Source organism: Paraburkholderia sp. IMGN_8, assembly GCF_038050405.1.
Classification (GTDB): Bacteria; Pseudomonadota; Gammaproteobacteria; order Burkholderiales; family Burkholderiaceae; genus Paraburkholderia.
In genome coordinates, this window is record NZ_CP150901.1 from 631,331 (window position 1) to 657,671 (window position 26,341).

Annotated in this window: 21 protein-coding genes; 15 read left to right on the forward strand and 6 right to left on the reverse strand. The window is 63.0% G+C overall.

What is annotated here, in order from left to right:
* Window positions 1-119: 119 nt before the first annotated feature.
* Genes WN982_RS24125 through pcaC form a run of 3 tightly spaced genes read left to right on the forward strand, consistent with a single transcriptional unit; the run spans window position 120 to window position 2,685 of the window.
* Window positions 120-1,499, forward strand: a complete 1,380-nt coding sequence (locus WN982_RS24125; protein WP_341318176.1) for a 3-carboxy-cis,cis-muconate cycloisomerase — start codon at window positions 120-122, stop codon at window positions 1,497-1,499.
* A gap of 5 nt (window positions 1,500-1,504) precedes the next feature.
* A complete protein-coding gene (gene pcaD / locus WN982_RS24130) occupies window positions 1,505-2,296 on the forward strand; it encodes a 3-oxoadipate enol-lactonase (RefSeq protein WP_341318177.1) in 792 nt (263 codons plus the stop codon).
* Window positions 2,293-2,685 carry a 4-carboxymuconolactone decarboxylase gene (gene pcaC / locus WN982_RS24135; RefSeq protein WP_341318178.1) on the forward strand — a complete coding sequence of 131 codons (393 nt, stop codon included), beginning with the start codon at window positions 2,293-2,295 and terminating at the stop codon, window positions 2,683-2,685. The genes pcaD and pcaC overlap by 4 nt, the downstream gene beginning before the upstream one ends.
* A gap of 42 nt (window positions 2,686-2,727) precedes the next feature.
* Here pcaC and WN982_RS24140 read toward each other — a convergent pair whose 3' ends face one another.
* Window positions 2,728-3,429, reverse strand: a complete 702-nt coding sequence (locus WN982_RS24140) for a TetR family transcriptional regulator (RefSeq protein ID WP_341318179.1) — start codon at window positions 3,427-3,429, stop codon at window positions 2,728-2,730.
* A 397-nt stretch (window positions 3,430-3,826) separates the two neighbouring features.
* Between WN982_RS24140 and WN982_RS24145 the strand changes: the two genes are divergently transcribed.
* The 11 genes from WN982_RS24145 to WN982_RS24195 all read left to right on the forward strand — a co-directional run bounded on the left by WN982_RS24145 (window position 3,827) and on the right by WN982_RS24195 (window position 17,982).
* A complete protein-coding gene (locus WN982_RS24145; protein WP_341318180.1) occupies window positions 3,827-5,434 on the forward strand; it encodes a 6-hydroxynicotinate reductase in 1,608 nt (535 codons plus the stop codon).
* Between the two features lie 14 nt (window positions 5,435-5,448).
* Window positions 5,449-6,399, forward strand: coding sequence for a UPF0280 family protein (locus WN982_RS24150; protein ID WP_341318181.1), 951 nt, complete (start codon window positions 5,449-5,451; stop codon window positions 6,397-6,399).
* On the forward strand, window positions 6,375-6,965 hold the full coding sequence (locus WN982_RS24155) for an amino acid synthesis family protein (RefSeq protein ID WP_341318182.1): 591 nt from the start codon (window positions 6,375-6,377) through the stop codon (window positions 6,963-6,965). The genes WN982_RS24150 and WN982_RS24155 overlap by 25 nt, the downstream gene beginning before the upstream one ends.
* An 84-nt stretch (window positions 6,966-7,049) precedes the next feature.
* The gene (locus WN982_RS24160) at window positions 7,050-7,634 is read left to right on the forward strand and encodes an amino acid synthesis family protein (RefSeq protein ID WP_341318183.1); all 585 of its coding nucleotides are present in this window, start codon (window positions 7,050-7,052) and stop codon (window positions 7,632-7,634) included.
* A gap of 181 nt (window positions 7,635-7,815) precedes the next feature.
* Window positions 7,816-9,750 carry an ABC transporter permease gene (locus tag WN982_RS24165; protein ID WP_341318184.1) on the forward strand — a complete coding sequence of 645 codons (1,935 nt, stop codon included), beginning with the start codon at window positions 7,816-7,818 and terminating at the stop codon, window positions 9,748-9,750.
* A complete protein-coding gene (locus WN982_RS24170; RefSeq protein ID WP_341318185.1) occupies window positions 9,747-10,556 on the forward strand; it encodes an ABC transporter ATP-binding protein in 810 nt (269 codons plus the stop codon). The genes WN982_RS24165 and WN982_RS24170 overlap by 4 nt, the downstream gene beginning before the upstream one ends.
* Window positions 10,553-11,266, forward strand: coding sequence for an ABC transporter ATP-binding protein (locus tag WN982_RS24175; protein ID WP_341318186.1), 714 nt, complete (start codon window positions 10,553-10,555; stop codon window positions 11,264-11,266). The genes WN982_RS24170 and WN982_RS24175 overlap by 4 nt, the downstream gene beginning before the upstream one ends.
* Before the next feature lie 72 nt (window positions 11,267-11,338).
* On the forward strand, window positions 11,339-12,538 hold the full coding sequence (locus WN982_RS24180) for an amidohydrolase family protein (protein ID WP_341318187.1): 1,200 nt from the start codon (window positions 11,339-11,341) through the stop codon (window positions 12,536-12,538).
* 31 nt (window positions 12,539-12,569) lie between these two features.
* A complete protein-coding gene (locus WN982_RS24185) occupies window positions 12,570-13,088 on the forward strand; it encodes a (2Fe-2S)-binding protein (protein WP_341318188.1) in 519 nt (172 codons plus the stop codon).
* Window positions 13,085-16,693: a molybdopterin cofactor-binding domain-containing protein gene (locus WN982_RS24190; protein ID WP_341318189.1), complete on the forward strand. Its 3,609-nt coding sequence runs from the start codon at window positions 13,085-13,087 to the stop codon at window positions 16,691-16,693. The genes WN982_RS24185 and WN982_RS24190 overlap by 4 nt, the downstream gene beginning before the upstream one ends.
* Window positions 16,694-16,764: 71 nt before the next feature.
* Window positions 16,765-17,982, forward strand: a complete 1,218-nt coding sequence (locus WN982_RS24195) for an ABC transporter substrate-binding protein (RefSeq protein WP_341318190.1) — start codon at window positions 16,765-16,767, stop codon at window positions 17,980-17,982.
* 934 nt (window positions 17,983-18,916) lie between these two features.
* Here WN982_RS24195 and WN982_RS24200 read toward each other — a convergent pair.
* Both WN982_RS24200 and WN982_RS24205 read right to left on the reverse strand, forming a co-directional pair.
* On the reverse strand, window positions 18,917-19,168 hold the full coding sequence (locus WN982_RS24200) for a hypothetical protein (RefSeq protein ID WP_341318191.1): 252 nt from the start codon (window positions 19,166-19,168) through the stop codon (window positions 18,917-18,919).
* A 157-nt stretch (window positions 19,169-19,325) separates the two neighbouring features.
* Complete coding sequence (locus WN982_RS24205; RefSeq protein ID WP_341318192.1) at window positions 19,326-20,654, reverse strand: aspartate aminotransferase family protein; 1,329 nt, start codon at window positions 20,652-20,654, stop codon at window positions 19,326-19,328.
* Between the two features lie 199 nt (window positions 20,655-20,853).
* Here WN982_RS24205 and WN982_RS24210 point away from each other — a divergent pair, with 199 nt between their 5' ends.
* Window positions 20,854-22,281 carry a PLP-dependent aminotransferase family protein gene (locus WN982_RS24210; protein ID WP_341318193.1) on the forward strand — a complete coding sequence of 476 codons (1,428 nt, stop codon included), beginning with the start codon at window positions 20,854-20,856 and terminating at the stop codon, window positions 22,279-22,281.
* 21 nt (window positions 22,282-22,302) lie between these two features.
* Here WN982_RS24210 and WN982_RS24215 read toward each other — a convergent pair whose 3' ends face one another.
* From WN982_RS24215 to WN982_RS24225, 3 genes are all read right to left on the reverse strand, one after another.
* Entirely contained in the window at window positions 22,303-22,917 is a 615-nt protein-coding gene (locus WN982_RS24215) for a LysE family translocator (RefSeq protein WP_341318194.1), read from the reverse strand.
* Window positions 22,918-23,133: 216 nt separating this feature from the next.
* Window positions 23,134-23,625, reverse strand: coding sequence for a hypothetical protein (locus WN982_RS24220; protein WP_341318195.1), 492 nt, complete (start codon window positions 23,623-23,625; stop codon window positions 23,134-23,136).
* A 115-nt stretch (window positions 23,626-23,740) separates the two neighbouring features.
* Entirely contained in the window at window positions 23,741-26,242 is a 2,502-nt protein-coding gene (locus tag WN982_RS24225; RefSeq protein ID WP_341319400.1) for an SAM-dependent methyltransferase, read from the reverse strand.
* Window positions 26,243-26,341: the final 99 nt, after the last annotated feature.

The following is a 26,341-nucleotide window of genomic DNA, read 5'->3' on the forward strand; positions in this document are numbered from 1 at the left end:
CAACGCCGTGTGCGGTACGCTGTCTACTGTCCAAACGGACTGTGCTTAAGGCGCGTCTCGCAGCATCCCGAGCGCCGCGACAAAACCTTCACCTTCGATTCCCGCGATCATCGTCCATCATGCTCGACTCCAGCGCCCGTCTGACCGGCTTCCTTTGCGGCACGCAGCCGATGAACGACATCTGGGCGCCGCGTGCCACCCTGCAACGGATGCTCGATGTCGAAGCGGCGCTCGCCCGGGCAACGGCTGCGCATAACGTGATTCCGCAAGCAGCGGTAGCCGCGATCGAAGCAGCCTGCCAGGCCGATCAACTCGACGCCGACGCGCTGGCGCGCGACGCGGCGCTCGGCGGCAACCTCGCGATTCCGCTCGTCAAGCAACTCACCGCGCGTGTGAAAGCCGCCGATGCCGAAGCGTCGAAATACGTCCATTGGGGCGCGACGAGCCAGGACATCATCGATACGGCGACGGTGCTGCAACTGCGCGACACGTTCGATTTGCTGGACCGTGGCTTGCAATCCACCTGCGACGCGGTGGCGAAACTTGCCGCTACGCATCGCGCGACGCCGATGATCGGCCGCACGTGGTTGCAGCAGGCACTGCCGATCACCCTCGGTCTGAAATTCGCGCAATGGCTCGATGCGCTGCTGCGCCATCGCGAACGGCTCGATGCGCTGCGCGCGCGCGTGCTGGTGCTGCAATTCGGCGGCGCGGCGGGCACGCTGGCCAGCTTGCGTGACGCTGCACCTCAAGTCACGCAGACACTCGCGCAAGAACTCGAACTCACTGTGCCCACTTTGCCGTGGCACACGCAACGCGATCGCATCGCGGAGACGGCCTCGCTGTTCGGCATGCTGATCGGCACGCTCGGCAAGATCGCGCGCGATATCTCGTTGCAGATGCAAACCGAAATCGACGAACTGGCCGAACCTGCTGCGGCAGGCAAGGGCGGGTCGTCGACGATGCCGCATAAGCGCAACCCGGTCGGCTGCGCGGCGGTGCTGACCGCCGCGACCCGTGCCCCCGGGCTGGTCGCCACGGTGTTCGCCGGCATGGTGCAGGAACACGAACGCGCGCTCGGCGGCTGGCAAGCCGAATGGGACGCGCTGCCCGATCTCGCGCGCCTGGCAGGCGGCGCGCTCGCCAACATCGAACAGATCGCCGCGGGCCTGAACGTCAACGTGCCGCGCCTTGCCGCGAATCTCGACGTCACGCACGGATTGATTCTCGGCGAAGCGGTGATGCTCGCGCTCGGCGACAGCATTGGCCGGCTCGATGCGCATCATCTGGTCGAGCGCGCATCGAAGGCGGCGATCCGCGACGGTCGGACGCTCTTCGAGGTACTCTCGGCGGACCCCGCCGTCACCGGACATCTTCCGCTCGAGCGCTTGCAGAAGCTGCTCGACCCCGCTCAATACGTCGGCCAGGCACACGCTTATGTGGACGCCGCGCTGGCGCTTCATACCATGCGCGCCAAGCGCGCCACCTCCAAGGAGTAACCGGCATGCCCTACGCCGCAGTCAACGGCACCGAGCTTCATTATCGAATCGACGGTGACCGCCACGGCAACGCGCCGTGGATCGTATTGTCGAATTCGCTCGGCAGCGATCTGTCGATGTGGACGCCGCAAGTCGCGGCGCTGTCAAAACACTTCCGCGTGCTGCGCTACGACACGCGCGGTCATGGTCACTCGGAAGCGCCGAAGGGCCCGTATACGATCGACCAGCTGACCGGCGACGTGCTCGGCCTGATGGATACGCTGAAGATCGCACGCGCGAATTTCTGCGGCGTGTCGATGGGCGGCCTGACCGGCGTCGCATTGGCCGCGCGTCACGCGAATCGTCTTGAGCGTGTCGTGCTGAGCAACACCGCCGCTCGCATCGGTTCGCCCGAAGTCTGGGTGCCGCGCGCCGCGAGGGCCCGCACGGAAGGCATGCTCGCGCTGGCGGATGCGGTATTGCCGCGCTGGTTCACCGCTGACTTTATCGAGCGCGAGCCGGTCGTCCTGGCGATGATCCGCGACGTGTTCGTGCATACGGACAAGGAAGGCTACGCGTCGAATTGCGACGCAATCGACGCTACCGATCTGCGCCCTGAAGCGCCCGGCATCAAGGTGCCGGCGCTGGTGATCAGCGGCACGCACGATCTGGCCGCAACGCCGGAACAAGGCCGCGCACTGGCGGCGGCGATTCCGGGCGCGCGTTACGTGGAGCTGGACGCCGCGCATATTTCCAACATCGAGCAAGTGGATGCCTTCACGAAGACCGTGCTCGACTTCCTGACGGGGCCGCGATGAACGACGAAGACCGTTACGAAGCCGGACTCGGCGTGCGCCGCGCGGTGCTGGGCGACGCGCACGTCGACCGGTCGCTGGCGAATCGCACGGAGCTGACTGAAGAATTCCAGAACCTGATCACCCGCTATGCATGGGGCGAAATCTGGACGCGCGAAGGCTTGCCGCGTCATACGCGCAGCCTTCTGACGATCGCGATGATGGTCGCGCTCAACCGCGGCGAAGAGCTTGCTTTGCATTTGCGCGCCGCGAAGAACAACGGCGTCACGCGCGAGCAGATCAAGGAAGTGCTGCTGCAAACCGCAATCTATTGCGGCGTGCCGGCAGCCAATTCGGCGTTTCACCTCGCCGACAAGCTGTTTCGCGAAGACGACGCCGCAGCGAAGCCGTAACGATGACCGCACGAAGCGCGCGCAAGCAACACAGAGCGCGCTTCAAGCAGTTCTGCTTTCGTTCCCAACCGCCGCATCCGCCGGCAACTGCAGGCGCACCGCGCGCAACACCGTATCCTTGATGACCTCGCGCCAATGCGCGAGCGCCGCCTTGTCCATCAGCGGCTCGCCGAGAAACGCGCCCAACGTGTATTGATTGGCGTTATAAAAATAGCCGAGCGACGCAATCATGATGTACACATCGCGCGCCTCAATGTCAGCGCGAAACACGCGCTGCGCCTTGCCTGCATCCAATAGTTTCTGCACGACCGAAATCGCATAGCCCGAAATCTCCTTCAGCTTCAGCGATTTCTTCGCGTGCTTGCCTTGATGCAGATTCTCGCTCGACAGCAGCGTGACGAACTCGGGATGATCGAGGTAGTACTGCCAGACGAATTCGACCATCTGCTGCAAGCCGTTCGCGGGATCGTCGAGATCGAGATCGAGTTTGCTTTCGGCTTCGTTGAACTGCGTGTAGATCGTCTCCAGTACTTCGACGAACAACTGTTCCTTGCTGCCGAAGTAGTAATAGATCATGCGGTCGTGCGAACGCGCGGCCTTCGAAATACTTTCGACGCGGCCGCTTGCATAGCCTTGCTTCGCAAAGACCTTGATTGCCGCTTTCAGAATCTTGGCGCGTGTGTCCTGCGCCTGTTTCGCACGGATACCGGTGGCGCCCGGCTTGCGGGCGGCAGTGGGACTCATGGCGGTCTCGGTTCCCTTTGTTAGCGTCTGATTAAACGACATGCGCCACGGGCGGAGTGGGCAGTGGCGCGCTTTTATCATACAGCCCGCATCGCACGCTGCGGAACGCGCTGCACGAACATGTGCTTCGGCGTAGATTGGCTTGTGATCCACGCGAGGATGCCGCGCCGCAGCATCCGGGGCAGCCTGGGAACACGTTTAGACGCAGGCCGGGAAACACATTGCACAGTCTATTTTGATCAGTTAGATTTCAGGCAAGTTTGGTGTAGTGGATACTACACGAACGGTGAGTGACCGCAACATTCAAAAAAACGGGCTACGCGAAAATGCCTTTAAACGAGGGCTATTCGTCAGCCGGGCAGGACCGATTGTAATGTCGTCGTATGGGAACCCCACCATGACAGAACATACGAAGGTCGATTTCGGTGCGGAGAGCGTCGACGGCGAAACAGCCTCGACGCCGGGTCCCACTGTGCTCGAAAAGGCGGCGCCGCGCAGCGAGCGGATGGCGTCGAACAAGATCGAATGCAATGCCTGTCCGGTGTTGTGCCAGATATCGGAAGGTCGCACCGGCGCATGCGATCGTTATGCGAATGCCGATGGCCGGCTGATTCGCGTCGATCCGGTGGTGTTTCTTTCGCGTGCGGTTTCATCGTCCGAAGCGAGTGCAAGCAGTATGGATGCCGCGATTGAATTTGGTGCATCTCCCGAAGCGCCTGGTCCCGCTGCGGAACCGGCGCTGTTTGTCACCGGTGTCGGCGCATCGTCCACTTATCCTGACTACAAGCCCGCGCCGTTTATCGTTTCTTCGAAGCTCGACGACGTCGATATGATTACCGTCGTCACCGAGGGCATTTTCAGCTATTGCAGTTTCAAGGTGAAGATCGATACCGATCGCTTTCTCGGGCCTGAGCAATCGAACGTGCGTTGCCATGGCGAGATCGTGGGCCATGTGACCACCGCGGAATATGGCTCGCAAATGCTAAGCCTCGGCGGCGTCCATCACCTGACCGGCGGCAGCAAGAAAGAAGGCCGCGTTACCTGCGACATGATGCTCGCACTCGGCAACAAGGAAGCGGTGGAGTTGGCCATCGACGGCGGTTCGAGTCTGGTGATTCGCGCGGGCGCGGCGCCGATTGTCGACGGCATCGAAGAGCAGCGTATGCGCGTGGGTTGCGGCTCTGCCACCATCGGCATCTTCGCGAAACAATGGTTCGGTCATGCCGATGAAGTGGTCGTGGTCGATGATCACATTACCGGCGTGCTGACCGAACATCAGGCGGGCCGATGCCTCGGCATGACGCGTTCAGGTGTGAAGATTCGCGGGCGCAAGTCGACGCCGGGCCGCTATTTCCAGGTGGCGAATCCCGGCACCGGCTGGGGCGGCACCGATATTCAGGACCCGCTGGCGATTGTCGAAGGTTTCGACCCGGCGGTGGCGAAACCCGGTATGCGTTTGCTGATGGTGTCGACTACCGGCGAACACGCGCAGTGGTACGAACTCGATCGCGATCTGGTGCCGCGCGTTGCGTCGATGCCTGACCCGGTGCGCAGTACGGTCGATCGGATTGGCGAAAACTGCGAACCGTCGCTGGCGACCGTGCTGTTTCTCGGCGGCGCGGGCGGCAGTCTGCGAGCGGGTGCAACGGAGAATCCGGTGCTGCTGACGCGCGCCATCAAGCAGAAACGGGTGAACGTGACCTGTGGCGGCGCGCCTGCCTATGTGTGGCCTGGCGGCGGCATTACGGTGATGGTCGATGTTTCGCGCATGCCTGACCGATCGTTCGGCAGCGTGCCGACGCCCGCGATCGTCGCGCCGATCGAATTCAGCATGACCTATGACGCATATCGCGATCTCGGCGGCCATCTCGGCGCCGTGCGTTCATTGACCAGTGTGCTGGCAAACGGGCCGGAACATACGGAAGGTGCGCCGCTTGGGCGGCGGACGTTGTCGCGCAATCCCGACAACCCGTGGCCGCTAGCCACGCCGCCGATGCCCGGATGAAGGCGATAAACGCGATGAACGCAACCCGCATTCGACTCGACGCGACACGCTGGCATTGGCAGCATGGACCGATCGATCTGATCCTTGGCGCCGATGGCGAGCCCGCAGCCGTGCAGGCCGCGTATGAGGCCTGCTGGACGCGTTTTGTTGACGTGTTGCCCGAGTTGGTCAGCGAGCTTAAGCTACTTCGACAAGCGCTGCCGAATGAGGCCGTGCTCAACGAATGTGAGTTGAAAGGCGAGGTAGCCCGCCGCATGTGGAGCGCGTGTTTTCCTCACCGCGCACGCTATATCACACCCATGGCGGCCGTGGCAGGCAGCGTCGCCGATGAACTGATCGCGGCGTTCGAGCGGCCCGGCGTATCGCGCGCTTTCATCAATAATGGCGGCGATATTGCATTGCATTTGACGGAGGGGCAGCAGTACCGCGTCGGCGTATTGGCGAATCTCGCCGAACTCGCCGAACTTTCAGGCGCCAGGCTCGCGGGCGAGCAAGCGCTCAATGCAAACCTCACGCTCGACGCCGGCATGCCGATCCGCGGTATCGCGACCAGCGGCTGGCGTGGCCGCAGTTTCAGCCTCGGTATCGCCGACAGCGTGACGGTGCTCGCGTGCAACGCCGCCACTGCCGACGCCGCCGCGACGATGATCGCCAATGCCGTCGATTGCGATCACGCAGGCATCGTGCGCCGCCCGGCGTCGTCGTTGAAAGACGATAGCGATCTCGGCGACATGCTGGTGACGGTCGACGTGCCGCCCTTGCCGCAGCCACTGATCGATTTCGCGCTGGCCCGTGGTGCCGAAACGGCTCAGCGTCTGCGTGAACGAGGCTTGATCGAAAGCGCCGCGCTGTTCCTGCAAGGGCAGGTGCGCGTCGTCGGCATGATTCAGCAAGGCGCGGCGCTTCTAACGCATCGCGCTCGAAAACCAACGGAGGCTCCGTGTTCGAAATACGCCGCGTGCTGACGCACGTCGAAGACATCTTTCACGAGTTCGGCCCCGCGCCCGCGCAGCCGTTGCGGCGCGGCGCGATTGCCGCGGTGATGACGAACCCGTTCGCCGGACGCTACGAGGCGCACATCGAGTCCGCAATGGAAGCGCTCAAGCCGATCGGCTTCGACATGGCGCAGCGGCTGCTCGCGGCGATGGCCGTGCCGCACGCTTCGATCGAAGGCTATGGCAAAGGCGCGATCGTCGGCTCGCGCGGCGAACTCGAACACGGCGCGCTGTGGCATGTGCCGGGCGGCTATGCGATGCGTGAGTTGCTGGAGAAAAACGGCGTGCCGACCAACGCGATCGTGCCGTCGACCAAGAAGGTCGGCGCGCCTTCCACCGCGCTCGACGTGCCGCTCACGCACGTCAATGCGAGCTACGTGCGCAGTCATTTCGATGCGATCGAAGTGCGCGTGCCCGGCGCGCCCGCCGCGGACGAACTGGTGTATATCCTCGTGATGAGCACCGGGCAGCGCGTGCATGCGCGGGTCGGCGGCCTTGCGAAAGAGGCGATAGTCGGCAAGGACGGCTTGCGTTGAACGCTTCCCGAACGCTTCCTGAATCACGAACCGAACATAAGCGCTGAACGTAAGCAACACGCGCACCCAAACACGGAGAGCGAAATGGCAATCAAGCTTCGCAAGCTGGTCGTGCAGGTCGATGAAGTACGCATTGAAATGGGGCAGACCGTCAACCCGCCGGCCCGCCGTGCGGTAGCGATTGCGGTGATCGAGAATCCGTATGCGGGCCGCTATGAGGCCAGGCTCGACGCGCTGATCGAAGCCGGCGAGGAACTCGGCGGCTTGCTCGGCAACAAGTGCGTCGAAGCACTCGGCATCAAGCCGGCCGAAGCGCAAAGCTACGGCAAGGCGGCTATCGTCGGCGAGGCGGGTGAACTGGAACACGCTGCGGCGATCCTGCATCCGAAGCTCGGCGCGCCGCTGCGGGTTGCGGTCGAGAAGGGCGCGGCGCTGGTGCCGTCGGCGAAGAAAATGGGCACGCTGGGCACCGCAATCGACGTGCCGCTCGGCCACAAGGACGCTGCCTTCGTGCGCAGCCATTTCGACGCGATCGAAGCGCGCGTGTCGGACGCGCCGCGTGCGAATGAAATCGTCGTGGCGGTCGCGGTGACGGCGTCGGGACGGCCGCTGCCGCGCGTCGGCGGCTTGCAGGTGAGTGAGATCAAGGGCGAAGACGGTTTGCGTTGAGTCGTTTCGCTGGCCCCCAAGGGGACTTCCTCCGGGGCGCCCCCCAAGGGGACTTCCTCCGGGGCGTATTGTCCTGCCGTTGACGCGTGCGCGCATGGTGCCGCACGCGCTGCAATGTCTGCTGCCGGTCCGTCGCAGGTAGAGTGCGACTTTGCCGGATAGCAAGCTGCCGAGGGTCGCGATGTTTTCGAATTTGCTGGTACAGCTGGTCAATGGACTCGCCGACGCGTCGACGCTGTTTCTCGTCGCCGCCGGTCTGTCGCTGATCTTCGGCGTGACGCGCATCGTCAACTTTGCGCACGGCTCGTTCTATATGTTCGGCATCTATGTCGCGTATAGCATCGCAAGTCGCTTCGGCCATACGGCGGGCGGGTTCTGGTTGTCGGTGCTGGTGGCCGCGCTGGTCGTGGCTGTGCTTGGCGCGCTGGTCGAAATGATCGTGTTGAGGCGTATTTACCAGGCACCCGAATTGTTTCATTTGCTGGCGACGTTTGCGCTCGTGCTGATCTTTCGCGACGCCGCATTGTGGCTGTGGGGCCCGGAAGACCTGTTCGGACCGCGTGCGCCGCATCTGGCGGGCGCGGTCGATTTCCTCGGTCACCCGCTGCCCACTTACGATATCGCGCTGATCGTGATCGGACCGGTCGTGTTGCTGCTGCTGTGGTACGCGTTGACGCGCACGCGCTGGGGCACGCTGGTGCGCGCGGCGACGCAGGATCGCGAGATGCTCGGCGCGCTCGGCATCAATCAGGCGTGGTTGTTCACCGGCGTGTTTTTCGTCGGCGCGTTTCTCGCCGGTTTGGGCGGCGCGCTGCAAGGGCCGCGGATGTCGGCGAATCTGTCGCTGGATCTGGAGACCATCGGCAATGCGTTTGTCGTGGTGGTGGTCGGCGGGATGGGGTCGATTCCGGGCGCGTTTGTCGCCGCGCTGCTGATCGCGGAAATCAAGGCGCTGTGCATCGGCATCGGACATGTATCGGTGTTCGGTATCGATCTGTCGTTGAGCCGCTTCACGCTGGTCGCCGAGTTTGTCGTGATGGCGGTGGTGCTGGTGGTGCGGCCCTGGGGCTTGCTCGGCCGGGCGAGTGCTGCCGTGCGGGGCATGGCGGCGCCGGAAGCGCCTTTGAGGCCCGCGGGCAAGCGTCTGAAGTGGCTGGCGGGGATCGCGCTGATGGTGCTGGTATTGGCGCCGCTTGCGGCGAACGCGTTTCCGTACATGCCGGTACTGCTTGTTGAAATCCTCATCGCCGTACTGTTCGCAACGAGTCTGCATTTCATCATGGGCCCAGGCGGCATGCATTCGTTCGGTCATGCCGCTTACTTCGGCCTCGGCGCATACGGCGCGGCGCTGTTCCTCAAAGTTTTGAATCTGCCGATGGAAGCCGCGTTGTTGCTCGGACCCGTGCTCGCGGTGGCCGGCGCGCTGGTATTCGGCTGGTTTTGCGTGCGCCTCTCCGGCGTCTATCTCGCGATGCTGACGCTCGCGTTCGCGCAGATCGTCTGGTCGGTGGTGTTTCAGTGGGACGCCGTGACGGGCGGCAGCAACGGCATTCTCGGTTTGTGGCCGTCGAACTGGCTGGCGTCGCCGGTGGCTTTTTACTATGTGACGCTGGTCTGCGCGGTGATCGGCGTGTGGCTTTTGCGCAAGATGCTGTTCTCGCCGCTTGGCTACGCGATGCGGGCGTCGCGCGATTCGGTTTTACGGGCAGAGGCGATCGGCATCGACGTGAAGCGCGTGCAGTGGGCGGCGTTCGTGATTGCGTCGCTATTCTGCGGATTGGCTGGATCGCTGTACGCGTTTTCCAAGGGCACGATTTCGCCGGAAGTGATCAGCGTGAGCCGCTCTGTCGACGGCCTTGTGATGGTGCTGCTCGGCGGCTTGCAGACACTGACCGGCCCCATTGTCGGCGCAGCGGTATTCACGTGGCTGCAGGACGCCGTCGCACGGCAGACCGATTATTGGCAGGCGCTGCTCGGCCTCGCGATCCTGCTGCTGGTGATCGCGTTTCCGCAAGGGATTGTAGGCTTCATCCGCGAGCGTTTTGGCGATGACGATACCGCTGAAGAAAGCGTCAAGTCGCCACCGCAAGCTACCGCGATCAAGGAGGGGCTATGAGCTTGCTGCGCGTCTTAGGCCTGTCCAAATCGTTCGGCGGGCTGAAAGCCGTCGACGATGTTTCCTTCGATCTCGAAGCCGGTCAACTGCTCGCTTTGCTCGGCCCGAACGGCGCGGGCAAGTCGACCTGCTTCAACATGGTCAACGGTCAGTTGCAGCCGTCGTCCGGATCGATTCGACTCGACGATCAGGAACTCGTCGGCATGCGGCCGCGCGATATCTGGCGGCTGGGCGTCGGTCGCACGTTCCAGATCGCCGCGACCTTCAACTCGATGACCGTGCTCGAGAACGTGCAGATGGCCCTGGTGTCGCGTGAACGCAAGATATTCGGCCTGTGGAAATCCGCAGGCTCGCGCTACGCCGACGAAGCGCTCGCGTTGCTCGAACAGGTCGGCATGGCTGCCGATGCGCATCGCGCATGCGGCGTGCTCGCTTATGGCGATGTCAAACGCGTCGAACTCGCCATCGCGCTGGCGAATCGCCCAAAGCTGCTGCTGATGGACGAGCCCACTGCCGGCATGGCGCCGAAGGAGCGCAACGAATTGATGGCACTGACCAAACGTCTCGTGACGGAACACCGAATCGGCGTGCTGTTCACCGAACACAGCATGGACGTTGTATTCGCGTACGCCGATCGCATGATTGTGCTCGCTCGCGGCAAGCTGATCGCCGAGGGTGACGCGGAAACGATCCGTAACGACGCACGTGTGCAGGAAGTCTATTTCGGCACCGGAAAAACCTTCCGGCCGCACGCGCCGCTGCATGAAGCGGCAGGCGGTCATCAAGGCCAGGGAGCGCTGCAATGAGCGAGCCGACGCTGAAAGTGTCCGGCCTCAACGCGTTCTATGGCCGCGCGCACATTCTGTTCGACGTCGGCCTTGAGGTCGGCCGCGGCGAGGTCGTGGCGCTGATGGGCCGCAACGGCGCGGGCAAATCGACGACGATGAAAGCGGTCATGGGTCTGCTGCCGCGTCGTCACGGCGAAGTGCGTTTTCGCGGCCAGAACATTACGACGTTGCCGCCGTATCGAATCGCCCGCATGGGCATGGGCTTCGTGCCGGAAGACCGCCGCGTGTTTGCCGATCTGACCGTGATGGAAAACCTCGACACAGGCCGTCAGCCGCCCCGCGAAGGCACGCCGCAATGGACGCCCGAAAAACTGTTTCGCCTGTTTCCCAATCTCGGCGAAATGCCGAAACGTCCGGGCGGCCAGATGAGCGGCGGCGAGCAGCAGATGCTGACCGTGTCGCGCACGCTGATGGGCAATCCGTATCTGGTGCTGCTCGACGAACCGTCCGAGGGCGTGGCGCCCGTGATCGTCGAACAGATGGCGAACATGATTCTCGAACTCAAGCGCGAAGGGTTGTCGATTCTGTTATCCGAACAGAACCTGCACTTCGCCGAGCTGGTCAGCGACCGCGCGTATGTGCTCGAAAAAGGGCAGATCCGTTTCAGCGGCACGATCGGCGAACTCGCAAAGAACGAAACAGTCAGGCGCGCTTACCTGAGCGTGTGATTCCATCGGCGGGCAAGCGTGCACGATGGACACGCTTGCCGCGCGGGGCAGTCGTTGCGAAAGGAGAAGCAGATGGCAGCAGAGACGTTGACAGGCTTGTCGGGCAAGGTCGCGGTAACGAACATCGGCCTGCTGTTATCCGGCGACATCGACCAGCCGATTCTCGATGCGGACACGCTGGTGATCGACGACGGCGTGATCGTCGCAGTCGGCTACGAAAAGGATTGCGACCTCGAAGGCGCGCGCACGACCGTCGATTGCAAAGGCACCACCGTCGCGCCCGGCCTGATCGATTCGCACGTGCATCCGGTGTTCGGCGACTGGACGCCGCGTCAGAATCAGATGGGCTGGATCGAATCGAATCTGAACGGCGGCGTCACCACGATGATCTCCGCCGGCGAGGTGCATTTGCCCGGCCGCCCGAAAGACGTGCTCGGCGTGAAGGCGCTCGCGATCACTGCGCAACGTTCGTTCGAAGGAATGCGCGGCGCGGGCGTCGGCGGCGGCGTGAAAGTGATGGCCGGTGCGCCGGTGATCGAAAAGGGCATGGTCGAGGAAGACTTCAAGGAGCTTTCGGAGGCGGGCGTGAAGCTGCTCGGCGAAGTCGGGCTCGGCAGCGTGAAGGGCGGCGAGGAAGCGGCGCAGATGGTCGCATGGGCGCGCAAGTACGGGATTCAAAGCACGATTCACACGGGCGGTCCGTCGATTCCGGGCTCGGGCCTGATCGACCGGGATGTGGTGCTTGCCGCGGACGCCGACGTGATCGGCCATATCAACGGCGGCCATACGTCACTGTCGTACCGGCATGTATGCGATCTGTGCGAGCAATCGAGCCGCGCGCTGGAGATCGTCCACAACGGCAACGAGCGGATCGCGTTGCTCACCGCGCGCCACGCGATCGAACTCAAATGTCCGCACCGCATCATTCTCGGCACCGATAGCCCTGCCGGTTCCGGTGTGCAACCGCTCGGCATTCTGCGGATGATCGCGCTGATCTCGAGCCTCGCCGATGTGCCTGCTGAAATCGCCTTCTGCTTCGCGACCGGCAATACGGCGCGGCAACGCAATCTGCGGCAAGGTTTGATCGAAGTGAGCCGTCCCGCCGACCTCGTGTTCATGGACCGCGCGCAGCACACGGCCGCCGATACGCTGCTCGAAAGCGTGCAGCTCGGCGACATTCCGGGCGTCGGCATGGTGATGATCGACGGATTGATCCGCTGCCGCCGCAGCCGCAACACCCCGCCGGCGACTGAAGTGCCGGTGGTGATCTGAACGCCCGCCGCACGGCGTGACCTGCACCTTCATGAACCGCCCCGCGACCCTCACGCTGAAGGTGAACGGCGCGACGCATCTCGTCAGCGCCGCTGCCGACACGCCGCTGCTTTATTTGCTGCGCAACGATCTCGCGCTGAACGGCCCGAAATTCGGCTGCGGCCTCGGCGAATGCGGCGCGTGCACGGTGCTGCTCGACGGCATGCCGACGCGTTCCTGCGTAACGACCGCGAAGGTCGCATTGGGCCGCGAGATCACCACGCTCGAAGGACTGGGCACGCGTGCCGCACTGCATCCGGTGCAGCAGGCGTTCATCGAAGAACAGGCCGCGCAGTGCGGCTATTGCCTGAACGGCATGATCATGACTGCCAAAGCGCTGCTCGATCGCGATCCGCATCCGAGCGTCGACACGATCCGGCGCGAGTTGTCGCGCAACCTGTGCCGCTGCGGCACGCACGTCGAGATCGTGCGCGCGGTGCAGCGTGCTGCTGAATTGCTCGCCGCGCACACGGCGGCGCAAACGGTCGCACAAGAAGGAGCGCGCGCATGACCGGGCCGGATTTCAGCGTCGATCGGCGGTCTGTGCTGCCGTCGCGGCAGCAGCTTTATGACGCACAGAACGTGCTGATCGTCACGCGGCCGCCGCAAGCGCCTGTGAAGCCGGCCATCGGTCAGCCGGGGTCGCGTTCGTCTTTTGTGCCCACTGAAGCGGACCTGTTCCTCGTCGTGCGCGACGACGGCAGCGTGGTCGCGTTCAACGGTCATGTCGATCTCGGCACGGGCATCGGCACCGCGCTCGCGCAAATCGTGGCGGAAGAACTGGACGTGCCGTTGACGCGCGTGTCGCTTGTGCTTGGGCACACCAGCGACGTGCCCAATCAGGGGCCGACGATTGCGAGCGCCACGATCCAGATTTCGGCGGTGCCGTTGCGCCAGGCGGCGGCACAGGCAAGGCAGTTTCTGTTGGCGGAAGCGGCTTCACGCTTCAACGTGAGTGCAGACAAGCTCGACGTGCGAGACGGTGTGGTTTTTCACCGCGACGACGACGCAGAAAAAAGCATCGCCTACGGCGAATTGATCGCGGGACGACGCATCGAACTGACGTTGGCCGGCGACGCCCCTTTGAAATCGCCGGACACGTACAAGATCGTCGGCAAGAGCACGCCGCGCGTCGATATTCCCGCCAAGGCCACTGGCGAATTAAGCTTTGTCCACGACGTGCGCGTGCCGGGTATGTTGCATGGCCGGGTGGTGCGGCCGCCCTATGCAGGCGTCGCGCAGGGCGATTTCGTGGGCAACAGCTTGCTGCATGTCGATGAGGATTCGCTCAGCGATTTGCTTGGCATCGTCAAAGTGGTGGTGATTCGTGACTTTGTCGGCATCGTGGCCGAGCGAGAGGAGGTCGCGCAGCAGGCGGTGAAGCGGCTGAACGTGCAATGGAAAGCGGCGGAAGGTTTACCGCCGCTCGAAACCAGCGAAGAAGTGGAGGCTGCGTTACGCGCGAATCCGTCTACGCGGCGCGATCTGGTGATTGACGGCGATGTCGACGCAGCGCTCGGTGATACCCACGCGCGCTCGCTGGAACGAACGTACGTGTGGCCGTTCCAGATGCATGCGTCGATCGGGCCGTCGTGCGCGGTGGCCGACTATCGCGACGGCACGTTGAAGGTCTGGTCGGGCACGCAGAATCCGCATTCGCTGCGCGCCGATCTTGCGTTGCTGATGGCGCTCGACGAAGCCCGTATCGAGATCGTGCGCATGGATGCGGCAGGCTGCTACGGCCGCAATTGCGCGGACGATGTCGCCGCCGACGCTGCGCTATTGTCGCGCGCGACTGGTGCTCCGGTGCGCGTGCAACTGTCGCGTGAAGACGAGCATGCGTGGGAACCGAAGGGCGCCGCGCAATTGATGGACGTGCGCGGCGCTTTAAGTGCTGAAGGCGAGCTGGCAGCGTACGATTTCGCGACACGCTATCCATCGAACGATGCGCCCACGTTGGCGTTGCTGCTGACCGGCACGGTCTCCGCGCAGCCACAGGTGTTCGAAATGGGCGACCGCACGGCCGTGCCGCCGTACGACTACCGCACGATGCGCATTGTCTGCGACGACACGCCGCCGATCGTGCGAGCGTCGTGGTTGCGTGGCGTCTCCGCGTTGCCGAATACGTTCGCGCACGAATCGTTCATTGACGAACTTGCGGCGGAGGCGGGCGTCGATCCGGTCGAATTTCGCCTGAAGCATCTGACCGATCCGCGTGCGATCGAGTTGGTCAAAGCGGTGGCCGGAAAGGCGGGCTGGGAACCGCGCAACGTCGCGTTGAAAGACGCGGACGAAGGCGACATCGCGCGCGGCAGAGGTTTCGCCTATGCCCGCTACGTGCACAGCAAATTTCCCGGCTTCGGCGCGGCCTGGTCCGCGTGGGTCGCCGATGTCGAAGTCAATCGCAAGAGCGGTGAACTCGCGGTGACGCGCGTGGTGGTCGGCCAGGACACCGGCACGATGGTCAATCCGGACGGCGTGCGCCATCAGATTCACGGCAACGTGATCCAGGCGACCAGCCGCGCGTTGAAGGAGCGCGTGACCTTCGGTGAGAACGCCGTCACGAGCCAGGAGTGGGGCGCGTATCCGATCCTGACATTCCGTGAAATGCCGGTTATCGACGTCGTGATGATGCCGCGCCACGGCGAGCCGCCGATGGGCACCGGCGAATCGGCGTCGCTGCCTGGCGCGGCAGCGATTGCCAACGCACTGTATGACGCAACCGGCGTGCGTTTTCGCCGGCCGCCGTTCACACCGGAAACGATTCGCGCCGCGCTTGCCGATGCGCAGGCCGACGAAGCGGCAGCGCGCAAAAAGAAGCGCTGGCGGTTGGGCTTTCTCGGCGCGCTGGCGACTGGCGCGGCGGGCTGGCTCGGTGCGCTGGCTTTAGCGCCACAGGCCATTGCGCCGATCACGCCGCCGCTTGCGAGCGCGTTCGCACCGGAGCTGGTCGCGCGCGGCAAACTGCTTGCTTCTCTGGGGAATTGCGCCGTTTGCCATACCGCGCACAACGGCGTGCCGAACGCCGGCGGCAAGCCGCTCGATACGCCGTTCGGTACCGTCTACAGCACCAACATCACGCCCGATGGGCAGACCGGCATCGGCACATGGTCGCTGGAAGCGTTCGTGCGCGCGATGCGCCAGGGCATCAGCCGTGACGGACATCATCTGTATCCCGCGTTTCCGTATACATCGTTCAGGAACACCTCCGACGACGATCTGCAAGCGCTCTATGCGTACCTGATGACACAAACGCCGGTGCGCTCACGGCCGCCCGAAACGAAGCTGGCGTTTCCGTTTAGCGTGCGTCCGCTGATGACCGCATGGAATGGGCTGTTTCTCGGCCGCAATACGTTTACCGCCCGCGCAACGCAAAGTGCGCAATGGAATCGCGGCGCCTATCTGGTGAACGGCCTCGGCCATTGCAGCGCATGCCATACGCCGCGCAACGCATTCGGCGCCGAGCAAACCGGCGCGGCCTTTATGGGGGGCGGCATGGCGGAAGGCTGGGAAGCGCCCGCGCTGACGACGCTTTCGAATGCACCCGTGCCTTGGAGCGAGGACGAACTGTTCAGCTATTTGCGCTTCGGTCACGCGCCGCTGCATGGCGTGGCGGCGGGTCCGATGGCGCCGGTCGTCGGCGATCTGGCGGCGCTGCCCGACAGCGATATTCGCGCGATGACCACTTATCTGGCGTCGCTCAATCCGCTCGAACCCAATGCCGATCCGCAGACGTTGGCGCGTCAGTATGAGCAGGCCAGTGCAATCATAGGCACCGCCTCCGGCCTCGGCGCACGGCTCTTTGACGGCGCCTGCGCCGCCTGTCATCACACCGGCAGCGGGCCACAGTTGTTCGGCGCGCATCCGTCGCTGGCGCTCAACACGAATCTGCACAGCGCGACGCCTGACAATCTGATTCGCGTGATTCTCGAGGGTATCGGCTCGCCTGCGCGGCCCGAACTCGGTACGATGCCGGCTTACCGCGACAGTTTCAACGACGCCCAGGTAGCCGAGCTCGTTTCGTATTTGCGTCAGCAATTTGCCGGCGGCAAACCCGCATGGCAGGACGTCACGGCGAGCGTCGCCAGAATTCGCGCGACGCCACGAGCCGAATGAATCGCTAAACGCTTCAACGCTTGAGAAAAACTACCGGCATTCCCGCAATTCTTTTGATAACGGAGAAACGCATGATCACGCGCGCAGGATGGATCTCTCGCCTCACGGTTTCGCTTTCGGTCTCGACGGCACTGTCGCTGACAGCCTTCGGCGCGAGCGCACAAACGATCAAGATTGGCGAAATCAACAGCTACAAGGCGCAGCCCGCCTTTCTCGGGCCTTACAAGAACGGCTGGAATCTCGCGCTCGAACAGGTGAATGCGGCGGGCGGCGTGCTGGGCAAACAGCTCGAAGTCGTGTCGCGCGACGACAACGGCAATCCGGGCGACGCGATCCGCGTCGCGCAGGAGTTGATTGCACGCGAGCAGGTGCAACTGCTGTTTGGCGGCTTCCTGTCGAACACCGGCCTTGCGTTGACCGACTTCGCGAAGCAGAAGAAGATTTTCTTCCTCGCCGCCGAACCGTTGACCGACAAGATAGTCTGGGCTGATGGCAACAAATACACATACCGTTTGCGTCCTTCGACGTACATGCAGGTCGCGATGCTGGTGCCTGAAGCCGCGAAGCTGAAGAAGAAGCGTTGGGCGCTGGTGTATCCGAATTACGAGTATGGGCAGTCGGCGGTGGCGACGTTCAAGAAGCTGCTGACGGCCGCGCAGCCTGATGTGCAGTTTGTCGCCGAACAGGCGACGCCGCTCGGTAATGTCGACGCGGGCGCGGTCACGCAGGCGATTGCCGATGCGAAGCCTGATGCGATTTTTAACGTGCTGTTTGGTGCCGATCTTGGCAAGTTTGTCCGTGAGGGCAATACGCGTGGTTTGTTCAAGGACAGGAGTGTAGTGTCGTTGCTGACTGGCGAGCCGGATTATCTTGACCCGCTGGGGGCTGAAGCGCCTGGCGGCTGGATCGTTACTGGCTACCCTTGGTATTCGATCGATACCGCGGCCAACAAGAAGTTCGTCGATGCGTATCAGGCGAGGTACCACGATTATCCGCGACTGGGGTCTGTTGTTGGCTATTCTGCTTTGATGTCGATTGCTACTGGTATCAAGAAGGCTGGGTCCACTGATCCTGACAAACTTGCTGCCGCGTTTAAGGGGCTCGGGGTTGAGACGCCTTTTGGGCCGATTACTTATCGGGCGCAGGATAATCAGTCGACTATGGGGGCATATGTGGGTGTGACGGCCGTCAAGGATGGTAAGGGGGTGATGAGTTCTTATCGGTATATTGATGGTGCTAGTGTGCAGCCTTCCGATGCTGAGGTTAGGAAGTTGCGGGGCGCTGAGTAAAGGGGTTTTTTGCGCGTAGCGCCTGATTGGGTTTTTGCCTGCGCGGCGCTTTGGGTGTGTGCCTGCGGCGTTGGCCTTTCCTTGTTTTCTTAGTGGTCTATTAGCGTCGCCCCTGTGCGGGGCAGGCACTTACTTTCTTTGCCGCCGCAAAGAAAGTAAGCAAAGAAAGCGGCTTCACACCGCTAACCCTTAAGCGGGTCCCCTGGCTTGGAGGAGGTAGTGGAGCATCTGGAATCGGTGTTCTCGCGCATTCCGCGCTGGTGACAAGGCAGTCATACTTCCGGCGGCGCTGCGCGCGCCGTGGCGGTACTTCATAAAACCGTCGGGCACTTTTCGCGCCTGCGGTTGCTCAGGTGCAACGGCTTGTGTTTGCTGCGTTAGCGTAACTCGCGGCCGCGTTTCGTTCAGCGAAGTGGCCGATACTCCGACGATTCAGCGCCTCGCCGAGGCGAAGCCGATGACTCCCACCGCGCGTAAACGAAGCCGCTGGTTTCCTTGCAGACCCGTTCGCGATGCACGAGTGCGGAGTGGGACGAAGGATGCCGGATGCACGTATCTGCTGTTGGTGTTGAGAAGTACCATTCGGCGCGAGCAGCGCTGCCGGGAGTGTCAAGCGAAACGTTGACGCCAAAATGGAGGGCGGTTTTGTGAAGTACCGCGACGGCGCGCGCAGCGCCGCCGGAAGTATGACTGCCTTGTCACTCACGCGGAATGCGCGAGAACACCGATTCCAGATGCTCCACTACCTCCTCCAAGCCAGGGGACCCGCTTAAGAATTAGCGGTGTGAAGCCGCTTTCTTTGCTTACTTTCTTTGCGGCGGCAAAGAAAGTAAGTGCCTGCCCCGCACAGGGGCGACGCTAATAGACCACTAACAAATCAAGGAAAGGCCACCGCCGCAGGCACACACCCAAAGCGCCGAGCAGGCAAAAAAAACTACTCCTCCGCATCATGCTCAATAACAAACCGCTTTAAATAGGCAAGCACAGCGGCCTCCATAGCCCGATGATCAGCCGTGCTCTTAGACCCGGCATTTTCCTCATCGCCGAACAGCGTGGAAGGCGCATTATGCACATCCACCTCCTGGCCTTCGCGAAACACGCGAATCTCATGAACATCTTCGGCGTATTCGGCGATCCAATGCACCCCTTCGATGTGCACGCCTGCGCGAACAGTAGGTATCTTCATGGGCGTCTCCCGACGGGTCGGACCACGGCGCCAACCCTCGCTATCACCATACGCCGTCCAGGTAGCTGGCGCGAGCCTTGTCCGGCAATTTCCTGAGGTTTTGCCGTGTAACCGGGCCGCTTCACAGCAGTCGCGCGGGCATCACTGGCGCAGCGCCTTACTGCACCGTCGCCAGCACGTCGCGCACGGTCTTGAAGATGTGCGCGATCTGCTCTTCGTTGATGATGAGCGGCGGCGAAAACGCGAGGATGTCGCCGGTAAAGCGCACCAGCACGCCCGCTTCGAAGCACTTCACGAACGCTTCGTAAGCCCGCGCGCCCGGCGCGCCGTCGCGCGGTTCCAGTTCCACACCGGCAATCATGCCGAGATTGCGGATGTCCTTCACATGCTTCGCGTCGCGCAGCGTGTGAGCCGCCGCTTCGAACGTCGGCGCGAGCGTTGCAGCACGCTCGAACAGGCCTTCGCGGCGATACAGATCGAGCGTCGCCACCGCTGCCGCGGCCGCGGCCGGGTGCGCCGAATACGTATAACCGTGGAACAGTTCGATCGCGCCTTGCGCGCCGCTGTTGACGATCGTGTCGTGGATCGTGCGGCTCGCCGCCACCGCGCCCATGGGGATCGCGGCATTATTGATCGCCTTCGCCATCGTCAGCAGGTCCGGCGTCACGCCGAAGTATTCGCTCGCCGTGGCTTTGCCGACGCGGCCGAAACCGGTAATCACTTCGTCGAAAATCAGCAGGATGCCGTGCTTCGTGCAGATCTCACGCAGCTTCTGCAAATAGCCTTGCGGCGGAATCAGCACGCCCGTGGAGCCCGCCACCGGTTCGACGATCACGGCGGCAATCGTCGATGCATCGTGCAGCGTGACGATGCGCTCGAGTTCGTCGGCGAGATGCGCGCCCCACGCCGGCTGGCCCTTCGAAAACGCGTTGTGTTCGAGGTTGTGCGTGTGCGGCAAATGATCGACCGCCGGCAGCAGCGCGCCCGAGAACGTCTTGCGGTTCGGTGCGATCCCGCCGACTGAAATGCCGCCGAAGCCCACGCCGTGATAGCCGCGCTCGCGGCCGATCAGTCGCGTGCGCTGGCCTTCGCCGCGCGCACGGTGGTATGCGAGCGCGATTTTCAGCGCGGTATCGACCGATTCGGAACCGGAATTCGTGAAGAAAATCCGATCGAGGCCGTTCGGCATCAATTCGGCGACTTTCGACGCCGCTTCGAACCCGAGTGGATGGCCCATCTGGAAGGTCGGTGCGAAGTCGAGCGTCGACAGTTGCTGGGTGATCGCGGCGATGATTTCGTCGCGGCCATGGCCGGCATTCACACACCAGAGACCCGCGCAGCCGTCGAGCACTTCACGCCCGTCCGTCGTGCGGTAATACATGCCCTTGGCCGATTCCAGCAGGCGCGGCGCAGCCTTGAACTGGCGATTGGCGGTGAAGGGCATCCAGAAAGACGACAGGTCGTCGATGACGGGGCGCGAAGTCATGATTTTCTCCTCGAAGTGGTAGCGAAACTGTAGCGTCCGCGGTTTAATGGCGGCATAAACAGTTGCAGCAGTGTGGCGCTAACTGTGTTGGTGAAATTGCGATAACTGTGTCGATTGCTTGGGCATCGCGGCCGCCTGAACCTCGCCGGCAGAACCTCGTGGGTAGTACTTGATCGGCCGCACAAACCTCCGTCCTTACATGATCGAACTGGAACTTGAGCGCGACCGCCGCGCCGCCCCGACGCTCGTCGAGCAGGTAGTTCAAGGCTTCGCGCGCGCCATCGAGGCGCAATCGCTGCGCGCCGGCGCGCTGTTGCCGTCGGTGCGTCAATTGGCGCAAAGCCATGCATTGAGCACCTTCACGGTCACGGAGGCATACAACCGTCTGGTTTCGATGGGGCTGGTGGTCGCCCGGCGCGGTTCGGGTTATCGCGTGGCGGCGCGCGCGCCATCCGCGCGAGTCGCGGCGACCGATTGGCAACCGCCGAGCCTGACCGCGACATGGCTCTTGTCCGACGTGTTCGCCGACCATTCGGTGCCGATCAAGGCGGGCGGCGGCTGGCTGCCGAACGAGTGGATCAACGAGACCGGTTTGCAGCACGCGCTACGTGCCATGAGCCGGGTGCCGGCGGCGCGGCTTGGCGATTACGGGCATCCGTACGGCTTCGCGCCGCTGCGTGAGCGGATCGCTGAGCAACTGGACCGGCGCGGCTTGCCGGTCGACGTTTCCAACGTGTTGCTCACGCAGGGCGCCACGCAGGGGCTGGATCTGATCGTGCGCACGCTGCTGCGGGCGGGCGACGCCGTGATCGTCGAAGATCCCGGTTACTGCAATCTGCTGCAGATTCTCAAGCTGGCCGGGCTGGTCGTGCATGGCGTGCCGCGCACGCCGGCCGGCGTCGATACGGACGTGCTCGAAGCGCTGGTCGCGCAGCACAAGCCGAAGGCGATTTTCGTCAACACCACCCTGCAGAATCCGACTGGTGCGACCTTCGGCATGTCGGCCGCATTCCGTCTGTTGCAGATCGCGGAGCGCCAGCGTATGTGGGTGATCGAGGACGACGTCAGCCGTGAACTGGCGCCGCCCGGCGCGCCGCTGTTCGCCGCGATGGAAGGCTTGCAGCGGGTGCTGTACGTTGGCGGTTTTTCGAAGACGGTGACGCCGGGGCTGCGTTGCGGCTACGTGGTCGCCGAGCGCGCGGTGCTGCGCGAACTGGCGCGCACGAAGATGGCGGTGGGGTTGACGTCGTCGGAAGCGATCGAGCGGATCGTCGACAAGGTGCTGCTCGAAGGGCGCTATGCGCGTCACGTCGAAGCCGTGAACGAGCGGCTCAAAGCGGCGCATGCGACTGTCGAAGAGCGGCTCGATTCGCTCGGCCTCGAACTGTTTCACCGGCCGCGGGCCGGGTTGTTTCTGTGGGCGCGCCTGCCGATCGAGGCGGAGCGGGCCGGCGAGGTGGCGACGGCCGCGCTCGCGCACGGCATCTGGCTCGCGCCCGGCTCCTATTTCCGCCCCGACGATGCGCCGAGCGCCTGGTTCCGTTTCAACGCGCCGTACTCGACCGACGACGCGTTGTGGCGCTTCATCGAGCGAGTCGGCCAGGATTCAGGGCGGGGTTCGGTTTAGACCGTGCGCTGCGAGCGCCGCCTAGCCGAGCAGCTTCAGCGCGATCGGATATAGCGTCAGCACCAGCAGCAGCGCCATCGCCACGTTGAAGATACGTAGCCGCTTCGGGTCCGACAGCACGCGCCGCATGGCAGTGCCGAAGCCCGCCCACAGGCAGATGCACGGAAAACCGACCACATAGAAAATGAGGGCCATCGCCAGTGCGTTGAGGCTGTAGCTCTCGCTGAGGTGAATAGTGGTGGCGGCGGTCAGCACCATCATCCATGCCTTCGGATTGACCCACTGAAAGGCGATGGCTTCGTGAAACTTCATGGGCCGGCGCTCGCCTTTCTTCACCTTCAGTTCGCCCGACGTGCCGATTTTCCACGCGAGATACAGCAGGTACGCGACGCTCGCGACTTCGAGCACCGTGTACAGCACCGGGAAGTGCACGAACGCTTCGCCGAGACCGATGCCCACCGACAGCATCAACAGCACGACGCCTGCACTGATGCCCGACAAATGCGGCAGCGTGCGGCGAAAGCCGAAGTTGACACCCGAGGCCAGCAGCATGGTGTTGTTCGGGCCGGGCGTGATGGTGGTGACGAGCGCGAACAGAATGCCGGCGGGCAGCGCGCTGAGGCTGAGGAAAGACATGGGGCGGCTCCGGTGTCGATAGAACTTTTAGGCATTCTAGCGACACTGGCCGGTACAGTACCGGTACGGATTGTGAGATGGTGTCCGGTACGGACGGGGGTTGCGAGCGGTGTAGATGTGGCGTCTTTTAACATTGCATAACTGGATCGCCAAAAGTGGGGAATTAGCTATCCGTAAGCATCCGTTAGCGGAACCCGTGTTGACGGTATCGCGCGGTTAGATGTCGACAATCTTTCGCAATAGAGCGTACGAGACCCGCCAATGACCTTCCGAATCATTGACGGCGATAGACGCAGTTTTCGCGTTGAGCCGGACGATGATGCCGACACGCTCGCTCAGATGTTTGTCGGTGAAGCCAACGGTGTCGCCAATGAAGAATTCCTCTCGTTGTGCTCGCGGTGGCGGCGACGCAGGAGCGTGAGTTGGGCCGCTCGCAGTGTCAGAGATAACCGCCGCGTATAGTACCGACCAACGCTGAAGGCTCTGGTTGTCCTGGATCACCGCCTGGGTTTGCCGCAGCTCCACCACCGTTCCGTGCGAAGGTGGTGCGAGCGGATCGCCCCCGATATAACTGACCTCCATTCCCAGGTGCAAGCGTTGACGTACTTCGAGAATACGTCGCGGGTCGTCCAGCATTTTGCCGATGGCGAGATAGAGGCGATACAACTCGGCGCTGGGCGCCTGCCGAAGCGAGTCGAGAATGTCCATGGGCGGCAAGGGGTCAACTGCGGCTGTGCGTGGCCACGACACCCAGTTTAAGCCGTGCGCGCGCGGTTTTTGAGGAGGGGTAGTAGACATCGAGGCAGGCTCGTTCGGACCTGAATTAGGGATAAACGGCCGCCGCCGCGACATATAGCAGGAGCGCTATCACTACCACGACGGTAAACCCAAGATGGATCGCCAACACCGTTGCCAGAACCGCGGCCACTACGGAAGCACAAGCGTTGACGCCCCACGCCCAGGGAACGAGCGCCTCGGTGCGGGTGGCAACGCGCCTGAGTCCCAGTGGGAAGGGCATTCCCATCGCAAACGCGAGTGGTGCGACGAGCAGCGCGGAGATGGCGATCCTGGCTGGATCGGGTAGGGACATCAGTGACCGGAACAGGATGGGGAGGATGGCCAGGTAGATCAGGGCGATAAGGGAGATCGCGAAGACGGCTCGTGCCAGCAGGGACCGGCGACCTCTATTCCAGCGCGACCCTGGCGCGCGGCTGAGGAGATTCGCTTCGCCCCCTTGCAGGCGCTGTGAATATCGGCTTCCCAGTCCGGCAAACGAAAGGAACGCACATAGCACCACCGCGACAGCATAGAGCGGGTGACTCAAGAAGAGAATGAACTTTTGGATGAACGCGATTTCGACGAACATGAAGGCGAAGCCAATCGCGAGGAAATAGATGGCAATTCTCCGCCCGGATAAGGCTGCTGATGCAGTGGCGTCACCGACAAGGGTTGTCGTCGACGGTGTCGGGCTGTTAGCCACGCGTTGGCGGCGCCTTATCATCCAGAGCGGAAAGAGGATCAATATCACAGCCGCCAATGTGGCCTGAAGCAGGGTCGCGATCAGCACCGGGTAGCCCCATTCCAGCAAAGGCAGGCCGCCTTGCTCCTTCAAGGCGAGGAGCTCGGGCAGCGAACGCCATTTGAAGAAGTGAGAGAAGTACGGTCTGTCGTCCGTGGCGGGTCGAACATCGAACTTGTAGCGGGCCCAGAACTTGTCGCGATCGGGGCCCAGCAAGGCTTGCGCGGCTTCGAAGAAGTATGGCTTTTCAAGCACGTTGTAGCGGTTCGCTTCCGAGGCCTGCATGCCGGGGTAGTATCCGACGTCGAACGAGCGTGCACGGCAGAAACTCCGCAGCGCGACGATTTCCGCACCAGTGAAATCCCCGTTCTTGACCAGCAGCGTCGTCGTCTTCCAGCCGCGGATCAACACGAGCCGGCGGGAGGGTTGCGCCACGCCGACGTCCTCCATGGCCAGCATTCCTGTCGCAAACAATTTCAGGATGTCGCGTGGCGGCAGCGTGACCCAGCGCGTAATCGCCAGCATGCCGCCAGGGCTGAGATGGCGAAGATAGTCCTGGAACGCTTGCACCGTGTACAAATAGCTCTCGGAAAGCGCGTGAAGACCGGCCGACGAGGTGCTGAACGAATCCAGCAGTGCGACCTGGATGAGGTCGTAACGCACGCCACGCCCAGCAACGAAGCTGCGCGCTTCGCCGGTAAAGACGCGAACGTTGGGCGCGCTGTAAGGCTTGCCGGAGAAGTCGGCAAAGCGGCCTTGCACCGCGTCGATCACCTGCGGATTCAGCTCTACCGCGTCGATTGCGCTCGCCTGGTGGTAAAGCGCCTGCAACACATCGGCCCCGGCGCCGCTGCCAAGTACCAGGACTCTGGGGCGCTCCAGCAAGTGGTAGGGAAGCGCGGAGGTGAGGTAGTCCAGATAACCGAGCGGCTCGCGCCGCCCGTCATAGCGATTGATCACAGAGAACCCGTCACCATCGGTAAACACGCCTAGCTGAGGTGGCGGCTCCATGGTCGCGTTGAGGCTTAGCCCCGGTGCGTAGCGGAAAGGAATTAAAGGGCTTTCCACTACTGTGATAAGACCCAATGGGCTCGAGCTTTCAGCGACCACGCGTGCGCCCTTGACACGCAGGGTCTGGCTCAGTTCCTTGTACTCGGAGGGCCGTAGCGCGAGCCAGTCGCGTGGCAAGCTGGCCGCACCCATGGCTGCGGCTCCCAGCAACAGCACCGGCAACCAGTGTCGATGCCAGCGGCACTCGATGCATGCCAGCGCCGCTGCCGCCAGGCCCGCACCGCCCACAAGCCGGAGTGCATCCGGCGGAGCAAGGGCAAATAGCGCAACGATAATGGCGAGACTGCCCGATCCGGCTCCCACAATATCGAAGCTGTAAATGCGGGGAATCTGATCAGTGAACCGCGTGAAGGTGAGACAGACGCTGGTCGCAGCACAAAAGAAAGGGACGAACAGGAGCAGATAAATCAGGAGCAGGCGCAGCGGCTGCTGCGGATCCCACAGAATCTCCAAGGGGTCGAATGCGACGCGCTGGGCGAGCGCGAAAGAGACGACTGCAGAAACGCCGAACAGAACGGCGCCGCCAGCGAACACGGCTGCAAACCTGGGCGCCAGCCAACGCTGCGCCAATGCCACCATCGCACCGGCTGCACCGTATCCCAGCAGGGCGACACTGATCGTCATATAGGCGAAGTGGTGCCATTGGATGATGGAAAACAGGCGCATCATCAGGATCTCGTAGCCGAGCGCGGTGGCCGAGAGCAGGGAGAGGGCGAGTAAAGGCGCAGCGGGCATGATCGCGTGAATGGAAAACGATGCGGGATGACGGATGCGCTCGGCCACTGCAAGTCAGGTACGCCGGATCGCCATGTCCCCTTGCCCTTTTCTCACCTC